Genomic DNA, 25,962 nt, shown 5'->3' with positions numbered 1-25,962 from the left:
TATTACTCCGACTATTACTTTTCGTGCTTAGCCTTGTATTCGTCTAACGCTGCCTTGATGGCGTCTTCAGCCAAGATTGAGCAGTGGATTTTTACAGGCGGTAAGGCAAGCTCTTCAGCAATATCCGTATTCTTAATCGCTTGTGCTTCTTCAATCGTCTTGCCCTTCACCCACTCGGTGACCAGAGAGCTAGACGCGATAGCGCTACCACAGCCGTAAGTCTTAAACTTGGCGTCTTCGATGATGCCCTGCTCGTCGATCTTCAGCTGAAGCTTCATGACGTCACCACAGGCAGGCGCGCCTACCATGCCGGTCACGACTGAAGGGTCGTTCTTGTCGAATGAACCTACGTTACGCGGGTTCTCATAATGATCTATTACTTTTTCACTGTAAGCCATGATTCTGCTCCAATCTCTATTCGTTTATCGGCCGGATTAATGGTGTGCCCACTGCACTTTTGACAGGTCTACACCATCTTTGAACATCTCCCACAATGGAGACATCTCTCTCAACTGACCGATAGACTTGGTAATGGTCTCGATCGCATGGTCAATCTCCTCTTCCGTCGTGAAACGACCGATAGAGAAACGGATTGAGCTGTGCGCCATTTCATCGTCTAATCCTAATGCACGAAGCACATAGCTAGGCTCTAAACTTGCTGAGGTACAGGCAGAACCTGATGAAACAGCCAGATCTTTCAGCGCCATCATCAAAGACTCACCTTCGACGAAGTTAAAGCTGACGTTCAGGCTGCCGCAGTATCTTTGCTCTGCATCACCGTTGATATAGGTTTCTTCGATATGCTTGATGCCGTCCCATAGTCTGTCGCGCAGACGACGGATACGGGCGTTGTCGCTTTCCATGTCGGCCTTGGCAATGGCTGCCGCTTCACCCATGCCCACAATCTGGTGAGTCGCCAGGGTACCGCTACGCATGCCGCGCTCGTGTCCGCCACCGTGCATGGTCGCTTCCAGACGAATACGTGGCTTACGACGCACATATAGGGCGCCGATGCCCTTAGGGCCATACATCTTATGGGCCGAGATAGACATCAGGTCGACCTTGGTCTTCTGCAGGTCGATAGGCAATTTGCCCGCGCTTTGTGCCGCGTCTACGTGGAAGATCACCTTCTTGGCACGGCAAAGCTCGCCGATGGCGTCGATATCATGAATCACGCCGATCTCGTTGTTTACATGCATCAGGCTGAGCAGGATAGTGTCTTCACGCATCGCCGCTTCGATCTTTTCGATAGGGATGATGCCGTTTGACTCTGGCTCAAGGTAGGTCACTTCAAAGCCTTCGCGCTCTAGCTGACGGCAGGTGTCCAGCACAGCCTTATGTTCTGTCTTGCTGGTGATGATGTGCTTGCCTTTCTTATGATAAAAATGCGCAACACCTTTGATAGCCAGGTTGTCAGACTCGGTAGCACCCGAGGTAAATACGATCTCGCGAGGATCGGCGTTGATCAACTCGGCCACCTGGTTACGGGCGATATCCACCGCCTCTTCGGCCTGCCAGCCGTAGCGGTGAGAACGTGAAGCGGGGTTACCAAAAATCCCGTCCATCGTCATGTATTGCATCATTTTTTCTGCTACGCGCGGATCGACCGGCGTCGTCGCAGCATAATCTAAATAAATAGGAAGCTTCATCTCACACTCCGTACTGAGTAGTCATGGCGCGACCACTTAACCACGTACATATAGTAATAATTAATAACAAAGTTAACTTATAGGGTTACTCTTTGTTCCTGTTGCATCTTGTCTTGCTTGATTGAGATAAATTGCACATCTCGCTTGTTCATCAGACCCGCAAGGCTAATGCCATTTAAAAAATCTGAAATCTGTTTGCTCAAATCGCCCCAGAGCGAATGGGTTAAACATCTTGTACCGCTCTGACAATTTCCCAAACCTTGACAACGTGTGGCGTCGACCGACTCATCTACCGCCCTTACGACCATGCCCACGGAGATATCACTGGCGTCGAAGCCGAGACGATAACCGCCACCAGGTCCTCTGACGCTGGAGACTAATCCATGCTTACGTAATTTAGCGAAGAGTTGTTCAAGATAGGAAAGAGAGATTCCCTGACGCTCGGAGATGTCAGCTAATGGGACCGGGCCAGAAGTAGAATGCATTGCAACGTCTAACATTGCCGTTACCGCATACCGACCTTTTGAAGTTAGTTTCATAGCTACCACTGCTCTCTAAAATGCTTAGGTCAATTCAATCATACCCGACTATTTTAGTCAAGTATAAAACCTAGTATTTTGGTCAGGTATTAAGGGCGTTATCGGAAACAGGAAATACCCTGCTTCGTTGCTGGGGTATTTAACCTGTTTCAAGGCAAAGATTCAACGCTCAGAGGGCAATAAATCTCACTCTTTATTAAATAATGGGATCAAACTCATCTATCGCCTGCTGGCGTTTCTCGGCGGCGGCCTGCTCGGCGTCGCTAAATTCACCCACTTCGAGCTCGGGAAGCCGTTCGGTACAGACGCTGCCGCCCATGCTCTGCACGGCCTGACACACCTCTTGCACCTTGGAGTCCATCAGGTGCATATGGTCGAGCATCTTGCCGATGGCATTGGCCACAGGGTCGGGATTATCGGGCGAGACCGCATAGGCATCGAAGCCATATTTCTTGGCCATCTCGGAGCGGCGCTGAGCATGCTCCTTAGCCTCATCGCTAGGCCTGGCCACTTCTCGGGCGGGGATCCCCACCACAGTGGTGTCTTTTGGCACCTCTTTGACCACCACAGAGTTAGAGCCCACACGCGCCCCATCGTGCATGGTGATGGGACCGAGGATCTTGGCACCGGCGCCCACGACCACATTGTTGCCAAGGGTCGGGTGACGTTTGCCCGCCTGCCAGGTCGTGCCCCCAAGGGTTACGCCATGGTATAGAGTACAGTCGTTACCGATTTCGGCTGTCTCACCGATCACCACGCCCATGCCATGGTCGATAAAGAAACGGTCGCCTATGGTGGCACCCGGATGAATTTCCACGCCGGTCAACCAGCGTGAGAAGGTAGAGATCATGCGCGCCGTCAGACACCATTTGGCCTTCCAAAGCTTATGGCTGACACGGTGGATCCAAATCGCCTGCATCCCTGGATAGTTGAGTAGGATCTCTAGGGTACCGTTTGCCGCCGGGTCTCTATGGTAGATGGAGGCTATGTCATCTTTAATTCTGGAAATCACGCCCATGGCTCTATTCTTCCTTCGTTGACTGCACGACTTTTGTGGCCTGCTGGGCCAATGCGACCTTCTTATCTACCGAGGTCAGGATACCACGCAGGATGTTCATCTCCTGGCTCTCGATCCTCGCCCGGCTAAAGAGTCGTCTCAGCTTGGTCATCACCTGCCCCGGATGCTGCTTGATGATAAATCCGGTCGAAAGCAGTGTCTTCTCCAGATGAACGAAGAAGTTTTCCTGCTCCTTGGCCAGCGGATACGCCTGCTCTTCCACCGTCTCGGGATCCATGTTGAGGTGCGCCACGCGCGCCTCATAACAGATGATTTGCACCGCCTGAGCCAGGTTCAGCGAGGTATATTCCGGATTCGCGGGTATGCTCACATGATAGTTGCATTTTTGCAGCTCATCATTGCTCAGACCATTGCTCTCACGACCAAAGACGATGGCCACCGGGCCACTAACGGCGGCGCCGGCAAGTTTTTCACCCGCCTGACGAGGATCCAGCATGGGCCAGTCCAGAGTACGGCTGCGGGCACTGGTGGCGATCACCAGGCTGCAATCGGCAATAGCGTCTTCCAAACAGTCGACGGTCACCGCATGCTTAAGGATATCCGACGCCCCGGCGGCGAGCGCGACAGACTGGCCATCGGGTGCCACCTTGGGCTCGGCGAGATAAAGTGTGGAAAGCCCCATGGTTTTCATGGCACGGGCGGTTGAACCTATATTACCTGGATGAGTGGTTCCTACGAGAACGACACGAATATTGCTAAGCATGAAACAAGTTTGATTTCTTTCTATAGAACAGTGGATTGATGGTATCACAGCGCGAGGGGATCCCTTAATATAAAAATCTATATTTGATATAACGCTTGAAAAGCGTATAATACGCGCCGATTATTTATATCTGTTCTTTAACATCCAGGGGATTGTAATGCATCCGATGCAGACCATCGCTGTGCGCGCCGCTCGCGCTGCCGGCCAAACAATTATGCGTGCCTATACCGAACTCGACCGTGTAGAAGTTAGCGCAAAAGGTATCAATGACTACGTGACTAACGTAGATAAAGAAGCTGAAGCTGCCATTACATATCAAATCCGCAAGTCATACCCGGACCACACCATTGTCGGTGAAGAAAATGGTGAGAATAAGGGTCAAAACAGCGACTACATGTGGATTGTCGATCCCTTGGATGGCACTAACAACTTTGTTAGAGGCATCCCTCATTTTGCGGTTTCTATCGCCGTACAACACAAAGGCAAAACCGAAGTTGCCGTCGTCTACGATCCTGTTCGTGACGAGCTTTTCACTGCTGTGCGCGGTAAAGGCGCCAAGCTAAACGATTTCCGTATCCGCGTGAGCAAAGCAAACGATCTTAGCGACGCCATCGTAGGTACCGGCTTCCCATTCAAAGCAAAGCAACACTCAGAAACATACATGAAGCTGCTGGCCTCTACTTTCAGCCAGTGTGCCGATCTGCGCCGTGCAGGTTCTGCCGCCCTGGATCTGGCTTACGTAGCAGCCGGTCGTATGGACGCCTTCTTCGAAATCGGCCTTAAGCCATGGGACATCGCCGCAGGCGATCTGCTGGTTCGTGAAGCCGGCGGTACCGTCACCGACTTTACCGGTAACCACGGCTACATGGGTTCAGGCAACATCATCGCAGGTAGCCCTAAGGCAACCGTCGCTATGGTGAAGAGCTTCCGCCCTCTGCTGAGCGATGCCCTTAAGCGTTAATCCCTGGATTAATCGCACTCTATTAAAACCGCCCTTTAGGTTACTGTACATAAGATACTGTATATAAGTTACTGTACATAATTTAGGGGCGGTTTTTTAACACCTGATTTTTATGCTTTTTGTTGACATCTTTTTCGGGTTTCGCCATCAGCCCACGGGTTCGTGAAACCATCGTCTTTAACTGTATACCTGCCAGCCGCCTATTAAAGTAGCAAGTACGCTTATAAGGCCCCGTAAGACGGCTTCCGCCCTTATACCAATCGTAATAAATAATTGATCATGCTAGCTTGTTAAAACACTCAATGACGGCATCAGTATTTTTAGTTGTTTAATAATGACTTATCTAAAAATCCTGCTTTGCTCTCAAGCGTTTTTCCTGCGCTATTTCTGATCAAATACTCACTTTGATTGGTATTAGTCGCCGTCAATACACAGATTTAAAGTCTGTATTCGTTAAAAGCGACTACCGCTTATTTACATGCATATAAATTACATCTTATAATATCCGACATAATTACTCGGATATTTATTGAGACGCGTATGCTTAACATAGACGAACCCGCCCACCTCCAACCCAAACTCGCCCTGCTGCGTTTGGGGTTTCGTCCCTTCTTCCTATTTGGCGCTCTGTTCAGCCTGATTGCCCGGCACTTTGGGGCAGCTTTCTCACCGGTCGTCTCGGCTTTACTCCCCATGGCAATCCGCTGTGGTGGCACGGCCATGAGATGTTGTTCGGCTTCGTGATGGCGATTGTGGCAGGCTTCCTGTTAACCGCATCGCAAACCTGGACAGGTCAGAAGAGCATCAAAGGCTGGTCACTGGGAGCCCTCTTCCTGCTTTGGCTGGCGCCGCGCATCTTACTCGCGAATAATCAGTGGGGCAGCTTCGAGGTCGTGGCCATGCTGGATCTACTGTTCGCGCCGGCAGCGGCACTGGTACTGGCCCGCCAGGTGATCGCCGTGAGGCAATGGCACAACTTTGCCTTCATCCCCATCTTGCTGCTGCTCACCATGGCCAATGCCCTGAGCTACTACGGTGTGAGCAGCCAGAACAGCCTGCTGGTATCCCATGCCTTTCACGGTGCCACCATCTTGATGGTAACCATAGTGGCCCTCATCGGTGGCCGGGTAATTCCCTTCTTTACCGATAGAGCCACACAGTGGCAGCGCCCGGACAACATCTCCTGGCTGGAGAAGCTCACCTTCATCAGCCTGATGGCTCTCTTTATCGCCATGCTCGTGGGTCAGCCCCTTGCGGTAATGCTGTGCGCCGCCGTGGCCGGGATCACCCTCTTGGTACGCTGGTCTCGTTGGGGCGTGCAATCTACCTTTGGCGTACCACTACTCTGGTCGCTGCATCTGAGCTATCTCTGCATCCCGGTTGGCCTGCTGCTGATCGCGATGGGCGCTAGCGTCTCGGCCGGTCTGCACGCCATGACGGTAGGCGGACTGGGCGGCATGATCCTGGCAATGATGGCCAGGGTCTCCTTGGGCCATACTGGTCGCAACCTGCTACCACCTAAGGTAATGACAGGCGCCTTCGCCCTTATCCTTATCTCGACAATCACCCGCGTCTTGGCAAGCCTGTTCCCACAGCAGTTTATGCTTTGGCTCACGGTTGCCCTGGTGGCCTGGATCTTCGCCTTTGGCACCTTTGTTGTCTGCTACGCCCCCATTCTGCTCACTCCAAGGGTTGATGGCAGACCCGGCTAAGTCCCTAACAGAGGCCAAAACGTCAGTTTGTGAAAAGCATCACATCCAGGCTCTGGCATAGCGCTCAATACTTGTTACCATCTATAAAAACATTATTGAGCGCTATTCATGGGAAAACTCTACACGCAATATGGCTCTAAAAGCCTCAAAGCAATAGAACATTTTGTTTTAATTATCATCGCCATTGCCACCATAGTGGCCATAGGGCAAGAGATAGCGCACATCATCAAGATGGGAGAGGTCGCGCTGGCGGATCTGCTGCTGCTATTCATCTATCTCGAGGTGCTGGCCATGGTGGCCAACTACGCAGAGTCCGGTAAGTTACCGGTGCGGATGCCGCTCTATATCGCCATCGTCGCCCTGGCCCGTTATCTGATTCTGGATATGAAGGGGATGGAAGACTGGCGTATTCTAGCCATCTCGGTTTCTACCCTAGTGCTCGCCAGTACGGTTATCGTGATCCGCTGGGGACAGCTAAAACTCCCCTATCCTCGAAAAGAGGACGATCACTAGCCTGTTTGTGGGGCGGCAGGCGCCGCCCCTTTTTACATTTGACTACCAAGCATCAACTCAACATCAGCTGTAAATAACTAACCGTTATTCATGTTGTTATAACTATTATTTCCCACATAAACTGTGCTACGTTTAAAAGGCTTTCCCCCTATATCTAACAGCAAGGAAAACTCTGATGGATCAAAACCACGAAGATTTTGAAGAACGCCGTCAATCCCTGCGGGTTGACATGGAAGCCGAACGTATCCTGATCTCATGGACGGATGGCTTAGACGTGGTGCACACAGATGATGCCATCTGTATGGATCTGGCGCGTCGTGGTGTGCTGATTGAATACAAGCAGGCTTTTACTTTGGGCGACCTGCTCACTGTCACCTTCAATCCCAACACAGATAAGCAAAACAGTATCAAGGCCCAGGTGTGTCGATGCACCGAATGTGCACCACATCGTTTCCAGGTTGCGATGCAAATTATTTAGCCTTTTCAGTGAACTAAAAACAGGAGTTCGGGCAGTATCCATAACTCTGTTCTATACTAAACAGCACAAGTTCTGCGACATAAACCAGTGCCAATGCTTGAGGGAGACACGCTATGATTCTGCTTGTTGGGGGTGAGAAAGGTGGCGCGGGCAAGAGTTGCCTGGCCCAAAATATCGCCGTACATATCACTCAAAAATACAAAGCCAACGTATTGATGGTCGACTGTGATCCCCAGCGCACCACCTCAGACTGGATCCAGGCCCGTAACGAAGATACCAGCCTACCCGCGATTAACTGCATTCAACTCTACGGTAAAATTCGTAATGATCTTCTTGGGTTAGACCAAAGATTCGACTATGTGATCGTCGACTGCGGTGGTCAGGACAACCTAGCCATGCGTGCGGCCATGTCGGTAGCCACCTATGTGGTACTGCCTCTGAGGCCCAAGCGGCGGGATCTTAAGACTCTCCCCCATATGGAAGATATGCTCAGCACCTGTAAGATGGTCAACCCTAAGATGGTGGCTACCGTGGTGATGACCCAGTGCCCTGCACTGCCCAGCCAATATAAACGCATACTGGAGGCCAAGGAGGTGGTTGAATCATTCGGACTCAGGGTGTTGGACGCGGTGACCTTTAGCCGCAACATCTATGATGACAGTGAAGAACAAGGATCGTCGGTCATCGAAATCGAACCGGAAGGAAAAGCCGCCGCCGAGATACGTGCTATCGCCGATGAACTGTTTGCGATACCACCAGAAAATTCCTATGAGCTTAACTGATCTTAAACGCCGTAAATCTAAGCCACGCAAAAAGTTGTCGGTTGAAGATTTTATCGAGGATGCCAACAACTATGCGTTTGGTCAGCCTAGCCTCTCTAATCGCGTCAAGAAACAACGCAAAACCAATACCACGGTCAACCAGAAGAAGCAGGCGAGCCGTATCTTTCGCCATGCCACCTTTACCCTGACCGAGACCAGCATAGCTCAGCTCAATTCGCTGGCGAAGGAGAGCAAGGTGGCCAAGTCTCGCCTGATCCGTATGATGATCACCGAATTCGCCGGTAAATCTAAGGCAGAGCTACAAGCCTTGATAGAGCTCAGCCAGGACTAGCGATGCGTTAGTGATTGCAGATACGATCGGCTGCGGTGGCTATCCCCTCGGCCGACTCGGTAAACTTGCCCTTACGCTCGAGAAACGCAATCAGCTCCTGGGCGTCCATCTCGCTGGCCGAACAGGTATGATAGCGTGCATGCTCACCAAACTCGTTATGCATGAGCTGAGTCAGCTCCCTCTTTGATACTGCGCGGCCCAAGGACAACATAAGTTCCATCACCTGATGGCCATGAATTGAATCTGACATACTCTTCCTAAAAGATATAAAAAAGATATCTCTTTATAACCTATCTCATTGACAGAAACTTTGATCCCGTACGCAAAGCCCGCCCTTGTCCTAAAACCAGCGCCAGTGCTATGCTGAAGATCACTCAGGCCTCTCCTACACGAGTACCCAAGTTGCTATGCCGCTGATCCTCCTGCTCACCCAACAGATGTGTCTCTATCTGGTGATAGTGTACCTGCTAAGTAAGACGCCGCTGTTTAAGTTGTTTGCCGAGACGGCCACTCGCCTGCCCCATAAGATCTACATCTATCTTATCTTCTCGGGCTTTTGCATCATGGCCACCTATTTTGGCGAGCAGACCAACGATGCTATCGCCAACACCCGTGCCATGGGCGCCGTGCTCGGTGGCCTGTTAGGCGGACCGGTAACCGGTTTTCTGGTCGGCTTAACCGGCGGTCTGCACAGATACAGCATGGGTGGCTTTACCGATCTGGCCTGCGCCATCTCCACCACCCTAGAGGGGCTGTCGGCGGGCATAGTCGGCTTCTATCTGCGCAAACAAAACCGCAGTGAGATGGTCTATGCACCACTGCTGGTCGCCCTGGTCACCTTCTCGGCCGAGATGCTACAGATGGCACTGATCCTGGCCATCGCCAAACCCTATGGCGAGGCCTTGACCCTGGTCAAACAGATTGCGCTGCCCATGCTGACGGTCAACTCCATCGGCGCCGCTCTCTTCATGAGTATGGTGCGAGATCAGAAGACCATGTTCGACAAGCTCTCTTCCGCCTTCTCCACCAAGGCGCTGAAAATTGCCGAGCGCAGCGTAGGCATTCTCTCCAAGGGGTTCGATCAGGAGGGCAGCACTAAGGTGGCGCAAATCATATTGGAGGAGACCAACGTCGGCGCGGTGGCAATTACCGACAGAGAGAAGCTACTGGCCTTCATCGGCATCGGCGATGACCATCATATTCCCGGGACGCCTATCTCATCTAAGATCACCCAAGATGCCATAGAGCAGAACTGCGTCATGTTCGCCGACGGCGTGGAGACTCCCTATGCCTGCTCCATCTCGCCCCAGTGTCGTCTCGGCTCCAGCCTGGTTATCCCCCTGCGGTGTGAGTCCGAGGTGATTGGTACCATCAAGCTCTATGAGCCGAAGAACAAGCTGTTTCTCAACATCAACCGCACCCTGGGAGAAGGGATCGCCAGGCTGATGAGTAACCAGATCCTCTATGGCCGCTATGAGCTGCAACAGAGCCTGCTCACCCAGGCCGAACTAAAGCTGTTGCAGGCTCAGGTGAACCCTCACTTCCTGTTTAACGCCCTCAATACCATCGCCGCCATCATAGGCAAAGATCCCCTGATGGCGAGACAGCTGCTGCAACATCTGTCGCAGTTTCTGCGTATCAACCTCAAGCGCACCACGGGCCTGGTGACCCTCAGCGACGAGCTAGAACATATCGACGCCTACCTCACCATAGAGAAGGCAAGGTTTATCGACAAACTCAGCGTGCATATCGATATTCCGTCCGCGTTGCACCAGTATCGCCTGCCGGCCTTTACCCTGCAGCCCATCATAGAAAATGCGGTGAAGCACGGTACATCACACCTGCTTGAGCCCGGCGAGATCTGGGTCAGTGGCAGAGCCGAGCAAGATTTATTAATATTGGAAGTTAAAGACAATGCAGGTCTGTATCGAGAAGAGCTCAATACAGACACCTCAGGATTAGGTATGTCCATCGTCCATAAGCGGATCCAGAGCCTGTTTGGCCCCCTCTATGGCGTTAAGATCAACTGCGAGAAGGACCGTTTTACCCAAGTTATTATTACTCTGCCGCTTAACGATGCGGCACAAACGGAATCCACGGCGTGATCACTTGCTTAATAATCGACGATGAACCCTTTGCCCGCGAAGCCCTTTACGACCAACTCAAGATCTATCCCGATCTTGAGGTAATAGGCCAGTGCAGTAATGCCATCGAGGGGATGCAAGCCATTGGCAAGCTCAAGCCTCAGCTGATCTTCGTCGATATTCAGATGCCCAAGGTAAATGGACTCGAGTTGGTCGCCATGTTAGATCCCGACAACATGCCCAGGGTGGTGTTTGTTACCGCCTTCGACGAGTACGCCATCAAGGCCTTCGACAATCATGCCTTCGATTATCTACTCAAACCCGTCGATGAGGCGCGCCTGGCCACCACTATTGAAAGGGTGCGCCGAGATCTACACCAAAAGCCGCTGGATGCGGTACTGCCGACTCAGCTCGAGCATGTTCCCTGTTACTGCGGCAATCGTCTCAAGGTGGTCAATGTCGGTGAAGTGGAGTTTGCCTTTAGCGATCTCAGCGGCATCCATGTCACCACGGCGCAGGAGCAGGTACACACTCACCTGACCCTCAAGGTGTTAGAGGAGAAGACAGATCTGGTACGCTGCCATAAGCAGTATCTGGTCTCCCCGCAGGCGATCAGCGAGATCCTCATCCTGGAAAATGGCGCCGAGGTGGTCACCCACTCGGGTAAAACCATCCCTGTGTCGCGGCGTTTCCTCAAGCCGCTGAAACAGATCTTCGGCTTTCACTAATACAGTTACCGCCTCGATTTTACCGCTTAATCCGCTTATTCGACCACTCACCTAAATGTCGGTTTCCTAAAATTGCCGACAGGTTACACTCTTGTTAACTTTTAATGGGAGTACTAATTATGATGTGGTTTCTAATCTGTGTCGGCCTGCTCCTCGGCGGATACTTCATCTACGGTAAGTTTGTTGAGAAGGTGTTCGGTATCAATACCGCTCGCCAAACCCCCGCCTTTACCAAGACAGACGGCGTCGACTATGTGCCTATGTCGAAAGGTAAGGTCTACCTCATTCAACTGTTAAACATTGCAGGTGTTGGCCCCATCTTCGGCCCTATCTTAGGTGCCCTCTATGGTCCTGCCGCCATGCTATGGATCGTCATAGGTTGTATCTTCGCCGGTGCGGTGCACGACTACTTCTCGGGCATGCTGTCGGTGCGCAACAATGGTCAGTCAGTGCCAAACCTTGCCGGTAAGTATCTGGGCAAGAGCGCCAAGCACTTCATGAACGTGTTCGCCATCATACTCCTACTGCTGGTGGGTGTGGTCTTCATCTCGGCGCCGGCTGGCCTGCTAGGCAAATTGACCGGTTGGGATGTTAGCCTGTTCCTTGGCATCATCTTTACCTACTACCTGATCGCCACTATCGTGCCTGTCGATAAGATTATCGGTCGCCTCTACCCCTTCTTCGGCGCCCTGCTGCTCTTCATGTCTGTGGGCCTGACCATCGCCCTGATCGTCTCTAGCGAGCACACGCTGCTGCCAGGTTTCAGCGCCGGTGACTTCCTGACTAACCTGAACCCGAACGACATGCCACTCTGGCCTGCGCTATTCATCACCATCGCCTGTGGTGCCGTATCTGGCTTCCACGCCACTCAGTCTCCGCTGATGGCCCGTTGCGTCGAGAATGAATCTAACGGCCGCTTCGTGTTCTACGGCGCCATGATTGGTGAAGGTATCATCGCCCTTATCTGGTGTGCTATCGCCCTGTCATTCTTCGGCGGTGTAGAAGGTCTAAATGCCGGCATGGCGGGTAACCCTGCAAATGTCGTATACGAAGCCTCTACTGGCCTGCTGGGCGCGGTCGGCGGATTCATGGCTATCCTAGGTGTGATTGTTCTGCCTATCACCTCTGGCGATACCGCTTTCCGCTCTGCACGTCTTATCCTGTCAGAGTTCTTCAAGATGCCACAGATAGCGCTGCCTAAGCGTCTTATGCTGGCCATCCCACTGTTTGTGGTTGGTGCGATTCTGACTCAGGTTGACTTCGGTGTGATCTGGCGTTACTTCGGTGTGGCTAACCAAACCACGGCTGTGATGATGCTTTGGACCGCTTCTGCTTACCTGCTGCGTCATAACAAGTTGCACTGGATCTGTACCGTGCCAGCCATGTTCATGACCACAGTGGTCATCAGCTTCCTGCTCAACTCGGCCACCTTAGGTGCAGGCCTGCCGATGACGGTATCGACCCTTGCCGGTATCGTTGCCACCCTAGTTATCACGGCGCTTATCATAGTGAAGACAAAGGGCCGCGGCGAAGAAGAGCTAGCCGAAGAGGCCTAATCTCCTCAATTAACATCTTCGTTAAAACAACCCCCAAAGTAAAAAACCAGTCGCGAGACTGGTTTTTTTATGCCTTTATCCAGGGCTTATGGACGGTAATCGTCGCGCTAGCGTATCCTCTAACGCTTATCCCTTTAGCTGCTCGGGGACTATGTGTACACTGCCACTGTCGTTTGAGAGCCACACCTCACCTTCGCTGATGTTATATTGCAGACTCATGTTACGGGCCACCATCTCACCCATCGCCTTCACCGCCTCTTCGGGAAGATTCCACACCTCGAGATTTTGGTAACGACTGAGCGCTTGCTCATTTTGCTGCCACCAAATTGGCACGGCGCGGCCACCATAGGTATAGAGCAAAACTTTATCGGCACGGCTACTTGCCTTCCTCAGCCACTTCTCGTCACTCTGGCCAAACTCGATCCACAACTCTATCTCATCGCTTAAGGATTTCTGCCACAGTTCAGGCTCCCCTTCGACGCAGAGCCCCTTGCTAAAGGCCAGGGTGTCACTGGCATTCAGGGCAAACGCCAACAGCCTGACCATCATGCGGGCATCGGTTTCAGACGGGTGTTGCGAAATAGTGAGGGAATGATCCTGGTAGTAGCCACGATCCATGTCGGCAATCTGCAGCTGCACTTTATAAACGGTTGCTTTGGGCGCCATAATGCTCAATCGTTAAGAATAAAGCGCCTAGTTTACCCTAATTAGGCGCCCTTTGAGCAACAGAAGCGTTATAGTGCGCCCGGGCGCAGATGTTTAGCCATGGGGAAATGGGCCACCAGCTGCGCTATGGTCTCTGATTCACCATAAACCATCACACGTTCGCCCTTCTCTAACCTGGCAGCCAACTCGCTGAGCGACAACATGGGCTGACGTCCGGCGTCACGGCGCACCAACTCAGACAGACGCTGCGGCAAGTCCAAATCGCTACAGAGCCAGTCGAGGCGTTGCATCATGGGCACCGCAGCAAGGGGAAGGAGATCTATGGGGGTGTGGGCATCGAGCAGCAAGAGTTCGCCACTGGTCGATAGGGTATCGAACGCCTGCTCGAAATTGTTGTCCGTACGCTCATCGAACCTGTCGCCATTGAGGCGGAAAAACTGTTCCCAGAACAGCTTGCGCTGTTCAAACGCCGGCAGACGGTCTTGAACCTCGGTGCGTTTCTCGGCGATGAAATCAAACAGCCCGCTCAGGGAGGCTGGCAGCCAGGTCTCCAAACGCGCCCTGAGCTCTCTGGCAAATACCGGCGCCGCGCCGCTGGTGCTGATGGCGACCTGTAAACGTCCTCTATCGACGATGGCAGGCGTGATGAAATTACACAGCTTAGGCGCATCGACCACATTGACCCAGAGCCCCTGCGCCTTGGCCTGCAGGGCAAACTGACGATTGAGCGGCTCATCGCTGGTCGCCATATAGAGCAGGTCTATCCCTTCAAGGTCATCGAGTTCGGCGAAACGCTGCTCCAGGGCTATCTGTCCCTGAGTGGCCAAGGCCATCACGGCGTCACAGACATCCGGGGCGATCACCCTGATGTGGGCCTGAGTGCGACACAGCAGCTCAAGTTTACGGCTGGCAACCTCGCCGGCCCCTATCATCAGGATCTTCAGCCCATCGGCCTGAGCGAAAATGGGAAAATATTGCATTATCTAAATGACTTGTCTCGACTAAGAATAAGACAAGAGTAAAGTAAGCCTAAGTCAGCGGCAAGCACTACTAGCTGAGCTGTTCGCTGCGCTCAGCGCTGCAATGCCAGCAGAGTTCAAAGTTACCTTCGTTTATCTCGTGACACTTAACGCATTGCCACTTAGGGCTCTCGCTGTTTAAGGTTTCCAGCTGTGCCCTGGCCGCCTCATATTGTGACTCTGCAACCCACAGCTCGACATCCTGTAAGTCAACCGGTAACTCACCGATACCGCCTAGCAAGGCCTCGCCTCGCAGTTCGACCCCAATACCGCAGGCCTCCAACATCCCTTTCCAAGCATGGGCCTGTAACAAGTTACCTCCGGCCACCAACTTACTGCGTTCTTCCATCTTTATCCCCTACAACGCTTGCTCTTTTTGGCAAATTATCAGGTGTATTGACTAATACCAATCGTAATAAATAATTAATCATTCTAGCTTGTTAAAACGCTCGATAACTGTATTAGTATTTTTAATTGTAGAATAACTACTTATCTAAAAATCCTGCTTTGTTCTCAAGCGTTTTTCCTGCGCTATTTCTGATCACATTTTTACTGTGATTGGTATATTCGCTCAACATCCTAGCCTTAAAACTGACCAATTGTCGAGTCGGGATCCGGCCAATTTGGCAATAAAAAAGCCACGAAACCGTGGCTTTTTCATGACACATATCAGGCAATCTGTGCCCTATGGCATCAGCGCTTCCTGATCCGCGCCCTCTTTTTCGATCTCTACTGGCATCATATGCTCGCGGTTGATCCCCAGCTTAACCGCCAGGAAACTCGCTACATAGATAGAAGAGAAGGTACCCACGAAGATCCCCATCAGCAAGGCTGTCGCGAAGCCGTGGATCATGGTGCCGCCCTTGAGGAACAGGGCCACAACCACCACCAGGGTCGTGCCCGTGGTAATGATGGTACGGCTCATGGTTTGGGTGATAGAGTTGTTCACCACATCTTCTGGGGTGCCCTTACGCATCTTGAGGAAGTTCTCACGGATACGGTCAAACACAACGATAGTATCGTTGAGCGAGTAACCCACCACCGTCAGCACACCGGCCAGGACGGTCAGATCAAACTCCAGCTGGAACAGAGAGAACACACCTAGGGTGATGATCACGTCGTGCGCCAACGCCGCTACCGAACCCAGCGCCAGGCGCCATTCGAAACGGAAAGAGACGTAGATAAGGATACAGATCAGCGCCACCAAGACGGCCAGGCCGCCCTGCTCAGCAAGCTCTTTACCCACCTGAGGACCGACAAACTCGACACGCTTCTGGGTCACGCTAGGGTCGACCTGAGACGCAGCCTGCATCACATGCTCGACTTGCAGGTCGCTCTTCACACCCTCTTTTACCGGCAGACGGATCAGCACGTCACGGCTCGAACCGAAGTTCTGCACCACGGCACCATCTGTCTCGTCAGAGGTCAGGGCTGCACGCAGCTTATTAAGATCGACAGGGTTCTTAAACTCCATCTCAACGACGGTACCGCCGGTGAAATCAAGTCCCCAGTTAATCCCGTTCACGGCCAAAGAAGCGAGTGAGCCGACCACCAAGATAAGTGATAGCGCACTAATGGCCACGGCGTGACGCAGGAAGTTGATCGTGCCTTTAATTGATAAAATCTGGAACATGGTCAACTTCCCCTTAAATAGACAGTTTCTTCACGCGCTTACCGCCCCAGATAGCATTAACTATCGAGCGAGTACCCACGATGGCGGTGAACATAGAGGTCGCGATACCTATCATCAGGGTCACGGCGAAGCCTTTCACGGCGCCGGTACCCACGGCAAACAGGATCAAGGCCGTCATAAAGGTGGTGATGTTGGCATCAGCAATGGTTGAAAACGCGTTGCCATAACCTTCATGAATCGCCTGCTGTACGCTGCGTCCCGCACGAAGTTCTTCACGAATACGCTCGTAAATCAGTACGTTACCATCTACCGCCATACCGACAGTCAATACCATACCTGCGATACCCGGCAGCGTCAGCACGGCGCCAGGAATCATAGACATGACACCTACTACCATCACCAGGTTAGCCGTCAGCGCCAGGTTAGCGATAAGGCCAAAGCCGCGGTAGTAGACCAGCATGAAGATCAACACGACCGCCATACCCCAGATCATCGCCTGCAGACCGTTGTCGATGTTCTCGGCACCCAGGCTAGGACCAATGGTGCGTTCTTCGACAATAGAGACAGGTGCAATCAGGGCACCGGCACGTAGCAAGAGCGCCAGGTTTTGCGCTTCAGAGTGGTCAAGCCCAGTGATCACGAAGTTGCGGCCCAGACGCGCCTGGATGGTCGCGACCGAGATAACCTCTTCGATCTTATCCATCTTCACGCTGCCGTCAGGGTTCTTGGCGCCGTTATCCTTATACTCGATGAACAGGGTCGCCATCGGCTTGCCGATGTTGTCCTTGGTCACGTTCGAGAAGATAGAGCCCCCCTTAGAGTCCAGGTTAATAGACACCTGAGGACGGCTATACTCGTCGAAACTTGGCTGTGCGCCCTGGATATGGTCACCGGTAAGCATCACCTCTTTATGCAGGGCCACTTTACCGCCCTCGCGGCGATCATAGATCTGCGAACCTGGAGACACGCGACCGGCTGCAATCGCCGCCGCATCGGCCTTCTCATCAACCATGTGGAATTCGATAGACGCAGTCGCACCCAGGATATCCTTGGCACGGGCCGTGTCTTGAACACCCGGCAATTCGACGATGATGCGCTCCGCACCCTGGCGCTGAACCACAGGCTCGGCAACACCCAACTCGTTCACACGATTACGCAAGGTGGTGATGTTCTGCTGCAGCGCTTCCTCTTTCACTTGCTTGAGGTAGATCTCGCTCATGTTCGCCAGCAACATGAAATCGCTGCCTGACGACGCATCGACGAACACCATCTCGTTAGTGCGGCTCTTGAGGAATCGTTCTGCCTTGGCTAAATTCTCGGCATCACGAAACTTGATCTCAATCCCTTTAGGGGTATTGCGAATACCCGCATAACGAATTTTCTCACCACGAAGATCGGTTCTGAAGTCGGCAATTTTTGCTTCGGTCATCTTGCGGATCGCCTCGCTCATGTCCACTTCCATCAGGAAGTGCACACCACCGCGAAGGTCCAGACCCAGCTTCATCGGGCTACCACCCATAGACTCCAGCCACTGAGGCGTAGCCGGTGCCAGGTTAAGCGCCACGATATACTTGTCGCCGAGTACCTCGGCAATTGCCTCTTTCGCCAGCAGTTGCTGATCGGCATCGGCAACGCGCACCAATAGCTGACCATTTTCCAACTCTGAACGCTTCACCGCGATGCCTTGCGCCGACAGAAGGTCAGTAACCTGACTCTGAGTCGAAGCATTAACTTCCGCGCCACGTGTGGCCACGACCTGCACCGCGTGATCTTCACCAAATAAATTTGGTATTGCGTAGAAGGCACCGATGGTGATGATCAACGCCACCATCAGGTTCTTCCACATTGGGTATTTATTTAACACACCATCGCCCTCTTGGCTTAAAGTGACTTAACTTTCAACTTAAAGTGACTTAATAGACCCTTTAGGCAAAACAGCCGCTATGTAATCCTTCTTGATTGTGATTTCTGAGGTTTCGTTGATCGTCAGCAACACGTAATCGTTGTCATCGCTGATCTTGGCGATCTTACCCAGGATCCCACCACTAGTGAGCACTTCATCACCCTTGCTCAGCGAGCTCATCAGGTTCTTATGTTCCTTTACACGCTTAGATTGCGGACGGAAAATCATGAAGTAAAAGATCAAACCAAAAATGACCAGCATGAAAACCAGTTCCATGGTACCACCCGCACCATTTACCGGCGCGTCGGCTGCGTATGCATTTGAAATGAACATATTTCTCTCTTCTTATTAGCAGTAAAATTAATCGGATAACTTAGGAACTTCGCGACCTTGACTGGTATAGAACTCCTCAACAAAGGCGTCTAATGTACCTGTCTCGATAGCGCCACGCAAACCTTCCATCAACATTTGGTAATAACGCAAGTTGTGAATGGTGTTTAAACGTGCTCCTAAAATTTCATTACAACGATCTAAGTGGTACAGATACGCCCGTGAGTAGTTCTTACAGGTGTAGCAGTCACACTTAGCATCGAGTGGTGAAGTATCATCACGATGACGCGCATTGCGGATCTTGATAACGCCTTCACTGGTAAACAGGTGACCGTTGCGCGCATTACGAGTCGGCATGACGCAATCGAACATATCGACCCCTCTACGTACACCCTCAACGAGATCCTCCGGTTTACCTACCCCCATCAAGTAGCGCGGCTTATCGGCCGGGATCTGCGGACAGACATGCTCCAAAATGCGGTGCATATCTTCCTTAGGCTCACCAACCGCCAGGCCGCCGACGGCATAACCGTCGAATCCTATCTCTAACAAGCCTTTAAGGCTCTCATCGCGCAGGTCTTCATACACGCTGCCCTGAATAATCCCGAACAGCGAATTAGGATTTTCCAGACGGTCGAACTCATCACGCGAACGCTGTGCCCAACGCAGTGACATCTGCATCGACTTGCGTGCCTCGTCGTGTGTCGCCGGGTATGGCGTACATTCGTCGAAGATCATCACCACGTCAGAACCGAGCGAGTATTGGATCTGCATCGACTTTTCCGCGTCCATGAAGATCTTTTCGCCGTTAATTGGCGAACGGAAGTGCACGCCCTCTTCGGTGATCTTACGAATATCGCCGAGACTAAATACCTGGAATCCACCCGAATCGGTCAGAATCGGACGCTGCCAATTCATGAAGTCATGCAGATCGCCATGCTTGCGCATGATCTCTTCGCCAGGACGCAGCCAAAGGTGAAACGTGTTCCCCAGCAGAATGTCGGCGCCCGTGGCACGCACTTCTTCTGGCGTCATCCCTTTTACCGTACCGTAGGTGCCTACAGGCATAAATGCCGGGGTCTCTACCGTACCGCGTTCGAACACTAGGCGACCACGACGTGCGCGGCCATCGGTTGTATCTAATTCAAATTTCATTTTTAACCTCGCCAGAGAAACAGTCTGACTCTCTTCGTGTCACTAAAACAGACACAGCTGAACAATAGAGATAAGGGCAAACAACTGAGTATCAACCCTCATCAGCAAAAATCTCTAAAAAAATACCCACCTCAAGTGTGGGTGGGTATTTTAAAGCAAAATCATCGCTTAGATCGCTTTTTTAGTCACAAACATGGCATCGCCATAGCTGAAAAAGCGGTATTTTTGTGCAATCGCGTGCTGATAGGCGTTTTTCACCTCATCGAAGCCGGCAAAGGCACTGATCAACATGATGAGGGTCGATTCCGGCAGGTGGAAGTTAGTCACCATGGCGTCGACAATCTGAAACTCATAGCCTGGGTAGATAAAGATGTCTGTGTCGCTGCTGTAGGCCTTAAGCTCCCCTTCGCTGGCCTTGGCCGCGCTTTCAAGCGAGCGTACCGAGGTTGTGCCCACGGCGATGACACGATTACCCGCCGTCTTAGTGGCTTTGATCTGGTCCACCACATCCTGAGGCACCTCGGCCCACTCTGAGTGCATCTTGTGATCTAAGATGTTATCGACTCTGACCGGCTGGAAGGTACCCGCACCCACATGCAGGGTCACGAAGGCGACATTCACCCCCTTCTCTTTCAACGCGGCTAGCAGGGCATCGTCAAAGTGCAGGCCCGCCGTCGGTGCAGCCACCGCGCCCGGGTTCTGGTTATAGACCGTCTGGTAGCGCTCCTTATCGGCATCCTCGTCGGGACGGTCGATATAGGGCGGCAACGGCATGTGTCCGACCTCTTCGAGCACCTCAAGTATGCTGGACTCGCTGTTAAGCGCTAGCTCAAACAAAGTGTCATGACGGGCGAGCATGGTCATCTCATAGCCGCCATCTAAGCAGATGATAGTGCCGGGCTTAGGTGACTTGGAGCTACGCACATGGGCCAGAATACGCTTGTCATCCAGCATACGCTCGACCAAGATCTCCAGCTTACCGCCGGTTTGTTTCTGACCAAAGACGCGCGCCGGGATCACTCGGGTGTTGTTGAACACCATGAGATCGCCGGGGTTAACCATCTCTAGGATATCGGTAAATTGCCTGTCTGCTACCGCGCCGCTATTACCATCGAGTGTCAATAGTCGGGACGCCGTGCGATTAGGCATGGGGTAACGGGCGATCAACTCATCGGGAAGATCGAAAGAAAAATCGGCAACGCGCATAGTCTGTCTCTGCTTAGCATAAATCGGCCGCTAGTCTATTGGCTGATGATGATAAGATCAAGACACAGGGCTTAGCTGGCCTTCTTCTCCTTGTCAGCCACGGCAATATTGGCTTGCAGATCGAAGCTGGCTTTACGGTAACTGTGCTGTTCGAAGGGAATATCGACCTCGACCCGACGCCGTTGCGAGGAAGATTTTTTGCCTAGACGTTTCATTAACCAGTTCCACATCATCCATGATCCTTTAAACCGATAATTAATATGAAGGGTGCTAGGTGCACATCCTGTTGATCCCAGTATCCAGGCATACGGTTCGCGAAAAATAAGGCCGCGTCAGATAAAGGTTTCATCACACCTTTGGGCATGATAACGTGAAAAGCGTGAATTAACAAAGCAATTAAACTTTATCTAATGAACTTTTTGGCTCATCTGCACCTGGCAGATAACAGTAAAACCAATCTCGCCGCTAATCTCGCCGGTGATTTTGCCAAGGGCAATATCGCCGATCATCCCAAGGCCCTGCAACAGGGGATCTGGCTGCACAGGCAGATAGACATACTTACCGATAGCCACGAACTCACCAAGGAACTCAAGGCCGCATTTCCCAAGACGCTGCAACGCGCCGCGCCGATACTGATCGATCTCTCTTTTGACCATATGTTGGCAAAATATTGGGAAGAGTATCATCACCTGCCGCTGACCGACTTTGCCCAGCAGGCCTATCAGGCGCTCAGCAGTGCCGAGGAACTTCCGGGTAAACTGAGCGATATCATCATGCGCATGCAGCAGGAAAACTGGCTTATCGCCTATGAGAGCCGTGAAGGACTGAATCAGACCATCCAGGCAGTAAGCCGCCGCGTCTCTAAGCCGGAAATTTTTGATGGCGCCATCGACACGGTGAAGCGGATGGATACCGAGATAGAAATAGCCTTTCGCACCTTCTATCCACAGCTGATGGCCTATAGCCGCATCTGGACTCGCCAGACACCGCCCGAATATCTCTAATCGGCCATGTCCAGTTCACAGGCTCAATGCCAAACTAAAGGTCAGTAACTGTGCCTTCGCTATTCAAAAGAGTGGTATGCCGACGGTTTAGCCGCCTGGCGCCTTACCTGAATCCTAGGCGCAAAAGGTACCGCTATCTCAGAGACGCAGCCCTTGTGGCGCTATTTGCCTTTGCGCTGCTCAGCTACCAGCAGCGTGACATGATCTCCGGCGAGGCGCCCCCCTTGAGCGGCATCACCACCCAAGGCCATCCGCTCACACTCGAGCAAGGTGAGATCACCCTGGTCTATTTCTGGGGCACCTGGTGCCCGATATGCCGCGTCACCTCCCCCATGGTCGATAGTGTGGCCAATGAACACAGGGTGATCAGCATCGCCGTCGCCTCAGGCTCAGATCATGAGATCAACCAATTCATGGCAGAGCATGGCTATCAGTTTGCCGTCATAAGTCATAGAGATGCCCTACACCAGGACTGGGGGGCCAGCGTATTTCCCGCCATCTATATCATCGACAAACAGGGGCAGATCCGCTTTAAGACCTCTGGCGCCACCAGCAGTTGGGGCATGAAACTCAGGCTGTTGCTCGCCAGCTGGTGACCTGCCGCCAAGGCCGACGGGGCATAGATAAGCTAAACCAGCTGGTATTTCTCCAGGCGATAGAGAAACGCCTTGTAGCTCAGGCCCAAACATTTCGCCGCCTTGGTACGATTGCCCTCGAAACGGCTCAAGGCCTGGCGCAGACAATCCTTCTCAAAGCTCTCCCACTCGATACCCTCGTCGGGCAAGACAAAGCGGGCCGTATCAAGCGGCCGCGGCGCCGCGTTAAGCTCATGCACCATCTCCTCTTCATCTGTGAGCAAGACGAAACGCTCGATACGGTTAGCCAACTCGCGCACATTGCCCGGCCAGCTGTAGTCGAGCAGCGCCTTGAGGGTATCCCGGCTCAGCTTGGGCACCTCCACGCCGTATTGATTGGCATGCAGCTTAAGAAAATGTTCCACCAGACGGCCGATATCCTCTTGGCGCTCCCGCAGGGCCGGCATATGAATGGGGACGACGTTGAGGCGATAATAGAGATCCTCGCGAAAGCGTCCCTCGGCCACCTCTTGCTGCAGATCTCTATGGGTGGCGGCGATCACCCTGACATCGAGCTTTATCTCACTGTTCTGCCCGAGGCGAGAGATCACCCCCTCCTGTAGAAAACGTAGCAGCTTGGTCTGCTGCAGCAGAGGCAGTTCGCCTATCTCATCGAGAAAGACAGTGCCGCCATCGGCCGCCTCTAACTTGCCTATCTTCTGGGTATTGGCGCCCGTATAGGCTCCCTTCTCGGCGCCGAATAACTCAGCCTCGGCCAAAGATTCGGGAATGGCGCCGCAGTTGATGGCAATGAAGGGCTTATGGCTGCGCCCCGACAGCTGATACAGCGCCCGCGCCGCCAGCTCCTTGCCCGTGCCACTCTCGCCGCCAATAAGCACGGTCGCGTCGGTGGCACTCACCCGCTGCACCCTCTGATACACCTTCTGCATCTGGGCGGAGCGTCCCACCAGCCCCACCAGCTCCTGCTGCTGCGATAGCTCGGAGGAGAGGCGGCGATTCTGCCGCTTCAGGGCGATAGACTTGGCTACTTTCTCTATGGCAAGCAAGAGGCTCTGACGTTGATAGGGCTTAGCCAGATAATCGTCGGCGCCTGCCTGCATGGCGTCTACCGCATGGGTGATGGTGCCGTAGGCGGTAGCGATGATAAAGCCCATGTCGGGGTGTTCACGGCGCACATAGTTGAGCAGGTCCATGCCGGTCAACTGTCCCAGCTTCCAGTCGGAGAACACCAGATCCGGCGCGGATGCCTTGATCATCACAATCGCCTGCTCGACGCTGTCGGCGCTCTCCACCTGATACTGGTTGGCCGCTAACATCTGCACGATCAGGGCTCTTTGATCCGGCTCATCCTCAACCACCAAAATATGCAACTTAGGCTGCTCCATCATACTTCCTCTGTCTGGGGCTTAGATTCATCTGAAATAGGTTTGGCGAAATAGAGGGTCACCAGGGTGCCACCCCCTGGATTATCCGCAAAGGTGATGCGTCCACCGTAATGGCCTTGAAGCAGCCGCTCGGCGATATAGATCCCCATCCCGGTCCCCTCGGCCTTGGTGGTCACATGGGGCTGCGCCAGCTTATCACGCACCTCGGGGCTAATTCCCTTACCTGTATCGGCCACCTTTAAGATATAACTCTCATCATCTTCTGTCAGGGTCAGATCGATACGGCCCGTGTCCGGGGTCGCCTCCACCGCGTTTATTACCACGGCATGCAAGATGCTACGGATCTCAGACTCGGCTCCCTGCACCTTGAGAGCAACATTGTCACAGTGAAAGGCGATGCTGGGCTTGCTGCCGTTGATCGACAGTTCCAGCAAGATATCCTGCACCGTCGCCGCCAGCGGCACCCATGACTGGCGATTCACCTGAGTGCTCGACAGTGTCAGCAGGGATTGAATGCTCTTATCCATCATGGCGATCTTCTGCTGCATCTGATTAAGCAACTTGTTGGCATCATCCATAGATGCCGACTGGGCAACGGCCTCGGATAGGAGCCCCAGGGTATGCAGGGGATTACGCAGGCTGTGGGCTATTCCCCGGGTCACCTCACCCAGTTCGGCCAGCTGTTTTTGCTGGGCCATCTGTTTCTTCTGCTCGCTTAATGAGGCAAGCTGGTGACTCATCTTATTAAAGCCATTGAGTATGCTCTTCAGCTCTTTGACGCCGCGCTCATCCACCTGATAACCAAGCTCCCCCTGGCCCAACTTCTTGTGCCCCTGCGCGAGGGCCGACAGCGGCGCACTGATCACATGACTGAGCATATAAACCAACAACAATCCGACCAAGGAGCTCATCAGAATCGCCCCTATCATGGACTCGCTGAAGCGTTCCAGCTGCTCGTTGGTCTCCTGATTGGGGAGGTTGATATCGTGGGCAAACTCCACGGCGACTCTGCCCTTCTCCGGAGTAGTAGGCGAGATAGGCGCGTCTATGATGGCCACGTTGCCCTTATCCAGCCAGCTATTGGCGTCTATCTCTATCTGACTCACCGCATCGTGTAAACGTCGGCGATACTCATCGGCGGCCTCTCTCTTCGCCTCGGCAATACTCGCTTTCTGGCGCTGTTTGAGCTCTCTCTCGTAGGCCATCATGGCATTGAGGTGGTCCCTCAGCTCCTGCTGCTTGGCGGCGAGTTTGGCACGGAAGAAGGCTTTCTGCTCGGCCGAGGCCTCGTCCGTCTCCATCTCCATTTGCACCACCTCTTCACTGAGCTGCGCGATCGCCTCGGAAACCGATTCGATATCCTGCTCAAACTCCTGCCTAAGTGCCTCTGCATCCTCGACTGACGCCTGCATCGCCGCCTCATCGAACTGCACCACGAACTCTTGTTCGCTGCCCACGTTATCGATCAGCACCTTGACCAGGTTTTGCGACAGATCCCTCGAGCGCTCACTCAACTCACTCTGTAGCTGCGCCTTATAGAAATGGGAGATCAACAGCTGGCTGCCACCCAATATCAGAATGAGCGCGCCAAATAGCACAAACAGATAACCTTTAATCGACATAGAGCCCTCAAGTTTCGGTGAAAACGCCGCATTGGCACCGCTGAAGATAAATCGTCGCGTGCCTGCCCTTCAGGTTATACAAAAACAGTACCAAGATGAAACCCCTTGTGGATCACTACACAAGGGGACTTGCGGATAAGTCCTCGTGGCACTTGCTTTAGTTGGGCGTTGCTTACAGGTCTGTAAAGCCGATGCAGAGCACACATGGGACTTGTTCGCACCTTTCTTAGCACCCAAGTGGCTGTATAGTTAGCACCTAAGTAACAGTATCGCTCGATAGATTTCCCCATATCAGGAATTCCATGACCCATTTGAGGGTAAGCCGCTAG

The 25,962-nt window shown here is 52.8% G+C and carries 28 protein-coding genes; 11 read left to right on the top strand and 17 right to left on the bottom strand.

Features of this window, described 5'->3' with window-relative positions; genetic code table 11:
• Positions 1 to 14: 14 nt before the first annotated feature.
• From iscU to trmJ, 5 genes are all read right to left on the bottom strand, one after another.
• The gene (iscU, locus tag DB48_RS14535) at positions 15 to 398 is read right to left on the bottom strand and encodes a Fe-S cluster assembly scaffold IscU (protein WP_041510954.1); all 384 of its coding nucleotides are present in this window, start codon (positions 396 to 398) and stop codon (positions 15 to 17) included.
• A gap of 36 nt (positions 399 to 434) precedes the next feature.
• Entirely contained in the window at positions 435 to 1,649 is a 1,215-nt protein-coding gene (locus DB48_RS14530) for an IscS subfamily cysteine desulfurase (protein ID WP_041510953.1), read from the bottom strand.
• A 77-nt stretch (positions 1,650 to 1,726) separates the two neighbouring features.
• Complete coding sequence (gene iscR, locus DB48_RS14525; RefSeq protein WP_011866115.1) at positions 1,727 to 2,188, bottom strand: Fe-S cluster assembly transcriptional regulator IscR; 462 nt, start codon at positions 2,186 to 2,188, stop codon at positions 1,727 to 1,729.
• A 196-nt stretch (positions 2,189 to 2,384) separates the two neighbouring features.
• Positions 2,385 to 3,206, bottom strand: a complete 822-nt coding sequence (gene cysE / locus DB48_RS14520; RefSeq protein WP_041510952.1) for a serine O-acetyltransferase — start codon at positions 3,204 to 3,206, stop codon at positions 2,385 to 2,387.
• Between the two features lie 4 nt (positions 3,207 to 3,210).
• Positions 3,211 to 3,969, bottom strand: coding sequence for a tRNA (cytosine(32)/uridine(32)-2'-O)-methyltransferase TrmJ (gene trmJ, locus DB48_RS14515; protein WP_041510951.1), 759 nt, complete (start codon positions 3,967 to 3,969; stop codon positions 3,211 to 3,213).
• Between the two features lie 157 nt (positions 3,970 to 4,126).
• Between trmJ and suhB the strand changes: the two genes are divergently transcribed.
• The 6 genes from suhB to DB48_RS14485 all read left to right on the top strand — a co-directional run bounded on the left by suhB (position 4,127) and on the right by DB48_RS14485 (position 8,746).
• Complete coding sequence (gene suhB / locus DB48_RS14510; protein WP_041510950.1) at positions 4,127 to 4,930, top strand: inositol-1-monophosphatase; 804 nt, start codon at positions 4,127 to 4,129, stop codon at positions 4,928 to 4,930.
• A gap of 617 nt (positions 4,931 to 5,547) precedes the next feature.
• The gene (locus DB48_RS14505; RefSeq protein ID WP_327270820.1) at positions 5,548 to 6,642 is read left to right on the top strand and encodes an NnrS family protein; all 1,095 of its coding nucleotides are present in this window, start codon (positions 5,548 to 5,550) and stop codon (positions 6,640 to 6,642) included.
• A gap of 108 nt (positions 6,643 to 6,750) precedes the next feature.
• The gene (locus tag DB48_RS14500) at positions 6,751 to 7,155 is read left to right on the top strand and encodes a phosphate-starvation-inducible protein PsiE (RefSeq protein WP_011866120.1); all 405 of its coding nucleotides are present in this window, start codon (positions 6,751 to 6,753) and stop codon (positions 7,153 to 7,155) included.
• A 175-nt stretch (positions 7,156 to 7,330) separates the two neighbouring features.
• Complete coding sequence (locus DB48_RS14495) at positions 7,331 to 7,633, top strand: PilZ domain-containing protein (RefSeq protein ID WP_041510949.1); 303 nt, start codon at positions 7,331 to 7,333, stop codon at positions 7,631 to 7,633.
• 113 nt (positions 7,634 to 7,746) lie between these two features.
• Entirely contained in the window at positions 7,747 to 8,415 is a 669-nt protein-coding gene (locus DB48_RS14490; RefSeq protein ID WP_041510948.1) for an AAA family ATPase, read from the top strand.
• Positions 8,402 to 8,746, top strand: coding sequence for a hypothetical protein (locus tag DB48_RS14485; protein WP_041510947.1), 345 nt, complete (start codon positions 8,402 to 8,404; stop codon positions 8,744 to 8,746). The genes DB48_RS14490 and DB48_RS14485 overlap by 14 nt, the downstream gene beginning before the upstream one ends.
• Before the next feature lie 7 nt (positions 8,747 to 8,753).
• On the opposite strand, the gene DB48_RS14480 is transcribed toward DB48_RS14485, so the two are convergent.
• On the bottom strand, positions 8,754 to 8,996 hold the full coding sequence (locus DB48_RS14480; RefSeq protein WP_041510946.1) for a YecH family metal-binding protein: 243 nt from the start codon (positions 8,994 to 8,996) through the stop codon (positions 8,754 to 8,756).
• Between the two features lie 157 nt (positions 8,997 to 9,153).
• Here DB48_RS14480 and DB48_RS14475 point away from each other — a divergent pair, with 157 nt between their 5' ends.
• The 3 genes from DB48_RS14475 (at position 9,154) to DB48_RS14465 (ending at position 13,114) form a co-directional block, all read left to right on the top strand.
• Positions 9,154 to 10,851 carry a sensor histidine kinase gene (locus DB48_RS14475; protein WP_041510945.1) on the top strand — a complete coding sequence of 566 codons (1,698 nt, stop codon included), beginning with the start codon at positions 9,154 to 9,156 and terminating at the stop codon, positions 10,849 to 10,851.
• On the top strand, positions 10,848 to 11,558 hold the full coding sequence (btsR, locus tag DB48_RS14470; protein WP_041510944.1) for a two-component system response regulator BtsR: 711 nt from the start codon (positions 10,848 to 10,850) through the stop codon (positions 11,556 to 11,558). The genes DB48_RS14475 and btsR overlap by 4 nt, the downstream gene beginning before the upstream one ends.
• A gap of 119 nt (positions 11,559 to 11,677) precedes the next feature.
• Positions 11,678 to 13,114, top strand: coding sequence for a carbon starvation CstA family protein (locus tag DB48_RS14465; RefSeq protein WP_041510943.1), 1,437 nt, complete (start codon positions 11,678 to 11,680; stop codon positions 13,112 to 13,114).
• A 126-nt stretch (positions 13,115 to 13,240) separates the two neighbouring features.
• Here the strand turns inward: DB48_RS14465 and DB48_RS14460 are convergent, their stop codons facing one another.
• From DB48_RS14460 to DB48_RS20255, 9 genes are all read right to left on the bottom strand, one after another.
• Complete coding sequence (locus tag DB48_RS14460) at positions 13,241 to 13,780, bottom strand: YaeQ family protein (protein ID WP_041510942.1); 540 nt, start codon at positions 13,778 to 13,780, stop codon at positions 13,241 to 13,243.
• Between the two features lie 68 nt (positions 13,781 to 13,848).
• Positions 13,849 to 14,760, bottom strand: coding sequence for a precorrin-2 dehydrogenase/sirohydrochlorin ferrochelatase family protein (locus tag DB48_RS14455; RefSeq protein ID WP_041510941.1), 912 nt, complete (start codon positions 14,758 to 14,760; stop codon positions 13,849 to 13,851).
• A gap of 70 nt (positions 14,761 to 14,830) precedes the next feature.
• Positions 14,831 to 15,148: a putative signal transducing protein gene (locus tag DB48_RS14450; RefSeq protein ID WP_041510940.1), complete on the bottom strand. Its 318-nt coding sequence runs from the start codon at positions 15,146 to 15,148 to the stop codon at positions 14,831 to 14,833.
• A gap of 336 nt (positions 15,149 to 15,484) precedes the next feature.
• Positions 15,485 to 16,432 carry a protein translocase subunit SecF gene (gene secF / locus DB48_RS14445; RefSeq protein WP_041510939.1) on the bottom strand — a complete coding sequence of 316 codons (948 nt, stop codon included), beginning with the start codon at positions 16,430 to 16,432 and terminating at the stop codon, positions 15,485 to 15,487.
• Between the two features lie 13 nt (positions 16,433 to 16,445).
• A complete protein-coding gene (gene secD, locus DB48_RS14440; protein ID WP_041510938.1) occupies positions 16,446 to 18,296 on the bottom strand; it encodes a protein translocase subunit SecD in 1,851 nt (616 codons plus the stop codon).
• Between the two features lie 39 nt (positions 18,297 to 18,335).
• Complete coding sequence (gene yajC, locus DB48_RS14435) at positions 18,336 to 18,668, bottom strand: preprotein translocase subunit YajC (protein ID WP_033539156.1); 333 nt, start codon at positions 18,666 to 18,668, stop codon at positions 18,336 to 18,338.
• Positions 18,669 to 18,695: 27 nt separating this feature from the next.
• Positions 18,696 to 19,820: a tRNA guanosine(34) transglycosylase Tgt gene (gene tgt / locus DB48_RS14430; RefSeq protein ID WP_041510937.1), complete on the bottom strand. Its 1,125-nt coding sequence runs from the start codon at positions 19,818 to 19,820 to the stop codon at positions 18,696 to 18,698.
• Positions 19,821 to 19,988: 168 nt separating this feature from the next.
• Positions 19,989 to 21,026, bottom strand: coding sequence for a tRNA preQ1(34) S-adenosylmethionine ribosyltransferase-isomerase QueA (gene queA, locus DB48_RS14425; protein WP_041510936.1), 1,038 nt, complete (start codon positions 21,024 to 21,026; stop codon positions 19,989 to 19,991).
• A 71-nt stretch (positions 21,027 to 21,097) separates the two neighbouring features.
• Positions 21,098 to 21,241 carry a hypothetical protein gene (locus DB48_RS20255; protein ID WP_162484110.1) on the bottom strand — a complete coding sequence of 48 codons (144 nt, stop codon included), beginning with the start codon at positions 21,239 to 21,241 and terminating at the stop codon, positions 21,098 to 21,100.
• Positions 21,242 to 21,436: 195 nt separating this feature from the next.
• Here DB48_RS20255 and DB48_RS14420 point away from each other — a divergent pair, with 195 nt between their 5' ends.
• Positions 21,437 to 22,030 carry an acyl carrier protein phosphodiesterase gene (locus DB48_RS14420; protein WP_041510935.1) on the top strand — a complete coding sequence of 198 codons (594 nt, stop codon included), beginning with the start codon at positions 21,437 to 21,439 and terminating at the stop codon, positions 22,028 to 22,030.
• A 155-nt stretch (positions 22,031 to 22,185) separates the two neighbouring features.
• Positions 22,186 to 22,626 carry a protein disulfide oxidoreductase gene (locus DB48_RS14415; RefSeq protein WP_235375413.1) on the top strand — a complete coding sequence of 147 codons (441 nt, stop codon included), beginning with the start codon at positions 22,186 to 22,188 and terminating at the stop codon, positions 22,624 to 22,626.
• A 32-nt stretch (positions 22,627 to 22,658) separates the two neighbouring features.
• On the opposite strand, the gene DB48_RS14410 is transcribed toward DB48_RS14415, so the two are convergent.
• Together DB48_RS14410 and DB48_RS14405 are read right to left on the bottom strand one after the other, a co-directional pair.
• Positions 22,659 to 24,011 carry a sigma-54-dependent transcriptional regulator gene (locus tag DB48_RS14410; protein ID WP_200890558.1) on the bottom strand — a complete coding sequence of 451 codons (1,353 nt, stop codon included), beginning with the start codon at positions 24,009 to 24,011 and terminating at the stop codon, positions 22,659 to 22,661.
• Positions 24,011 to 25,633: a sensor histidine kinase gene (locus tag DB48_RS14405; protein WP_041510932.1), complete on the bottom strand. Its 1,623-nt coding sequence runs from the start codon at positions 25,631 to 25,633 to the stop codon at positions 24,011 to 24,013. Before DB48_RS14405 ends, DB48_RS14410 begins: the two co-directional genes overlap by 1 nt.
• Positions 25,634 to 25,962: the final 329 nt, after the last annotated feature.

The organism is Shewanella sp. cp20 (assembly GCF_000832025.1).
GTDB lineage: Bacteria > Pseudomonadota > Gammaproteobacteria > Enterobacterales > Shewanellaceae > Shewanella.
The sequence above is the reverse complement of the archived record's forward strand: the minus strand, read 5'-3'. Positions and strand labels throughout refer to the sequence as shown.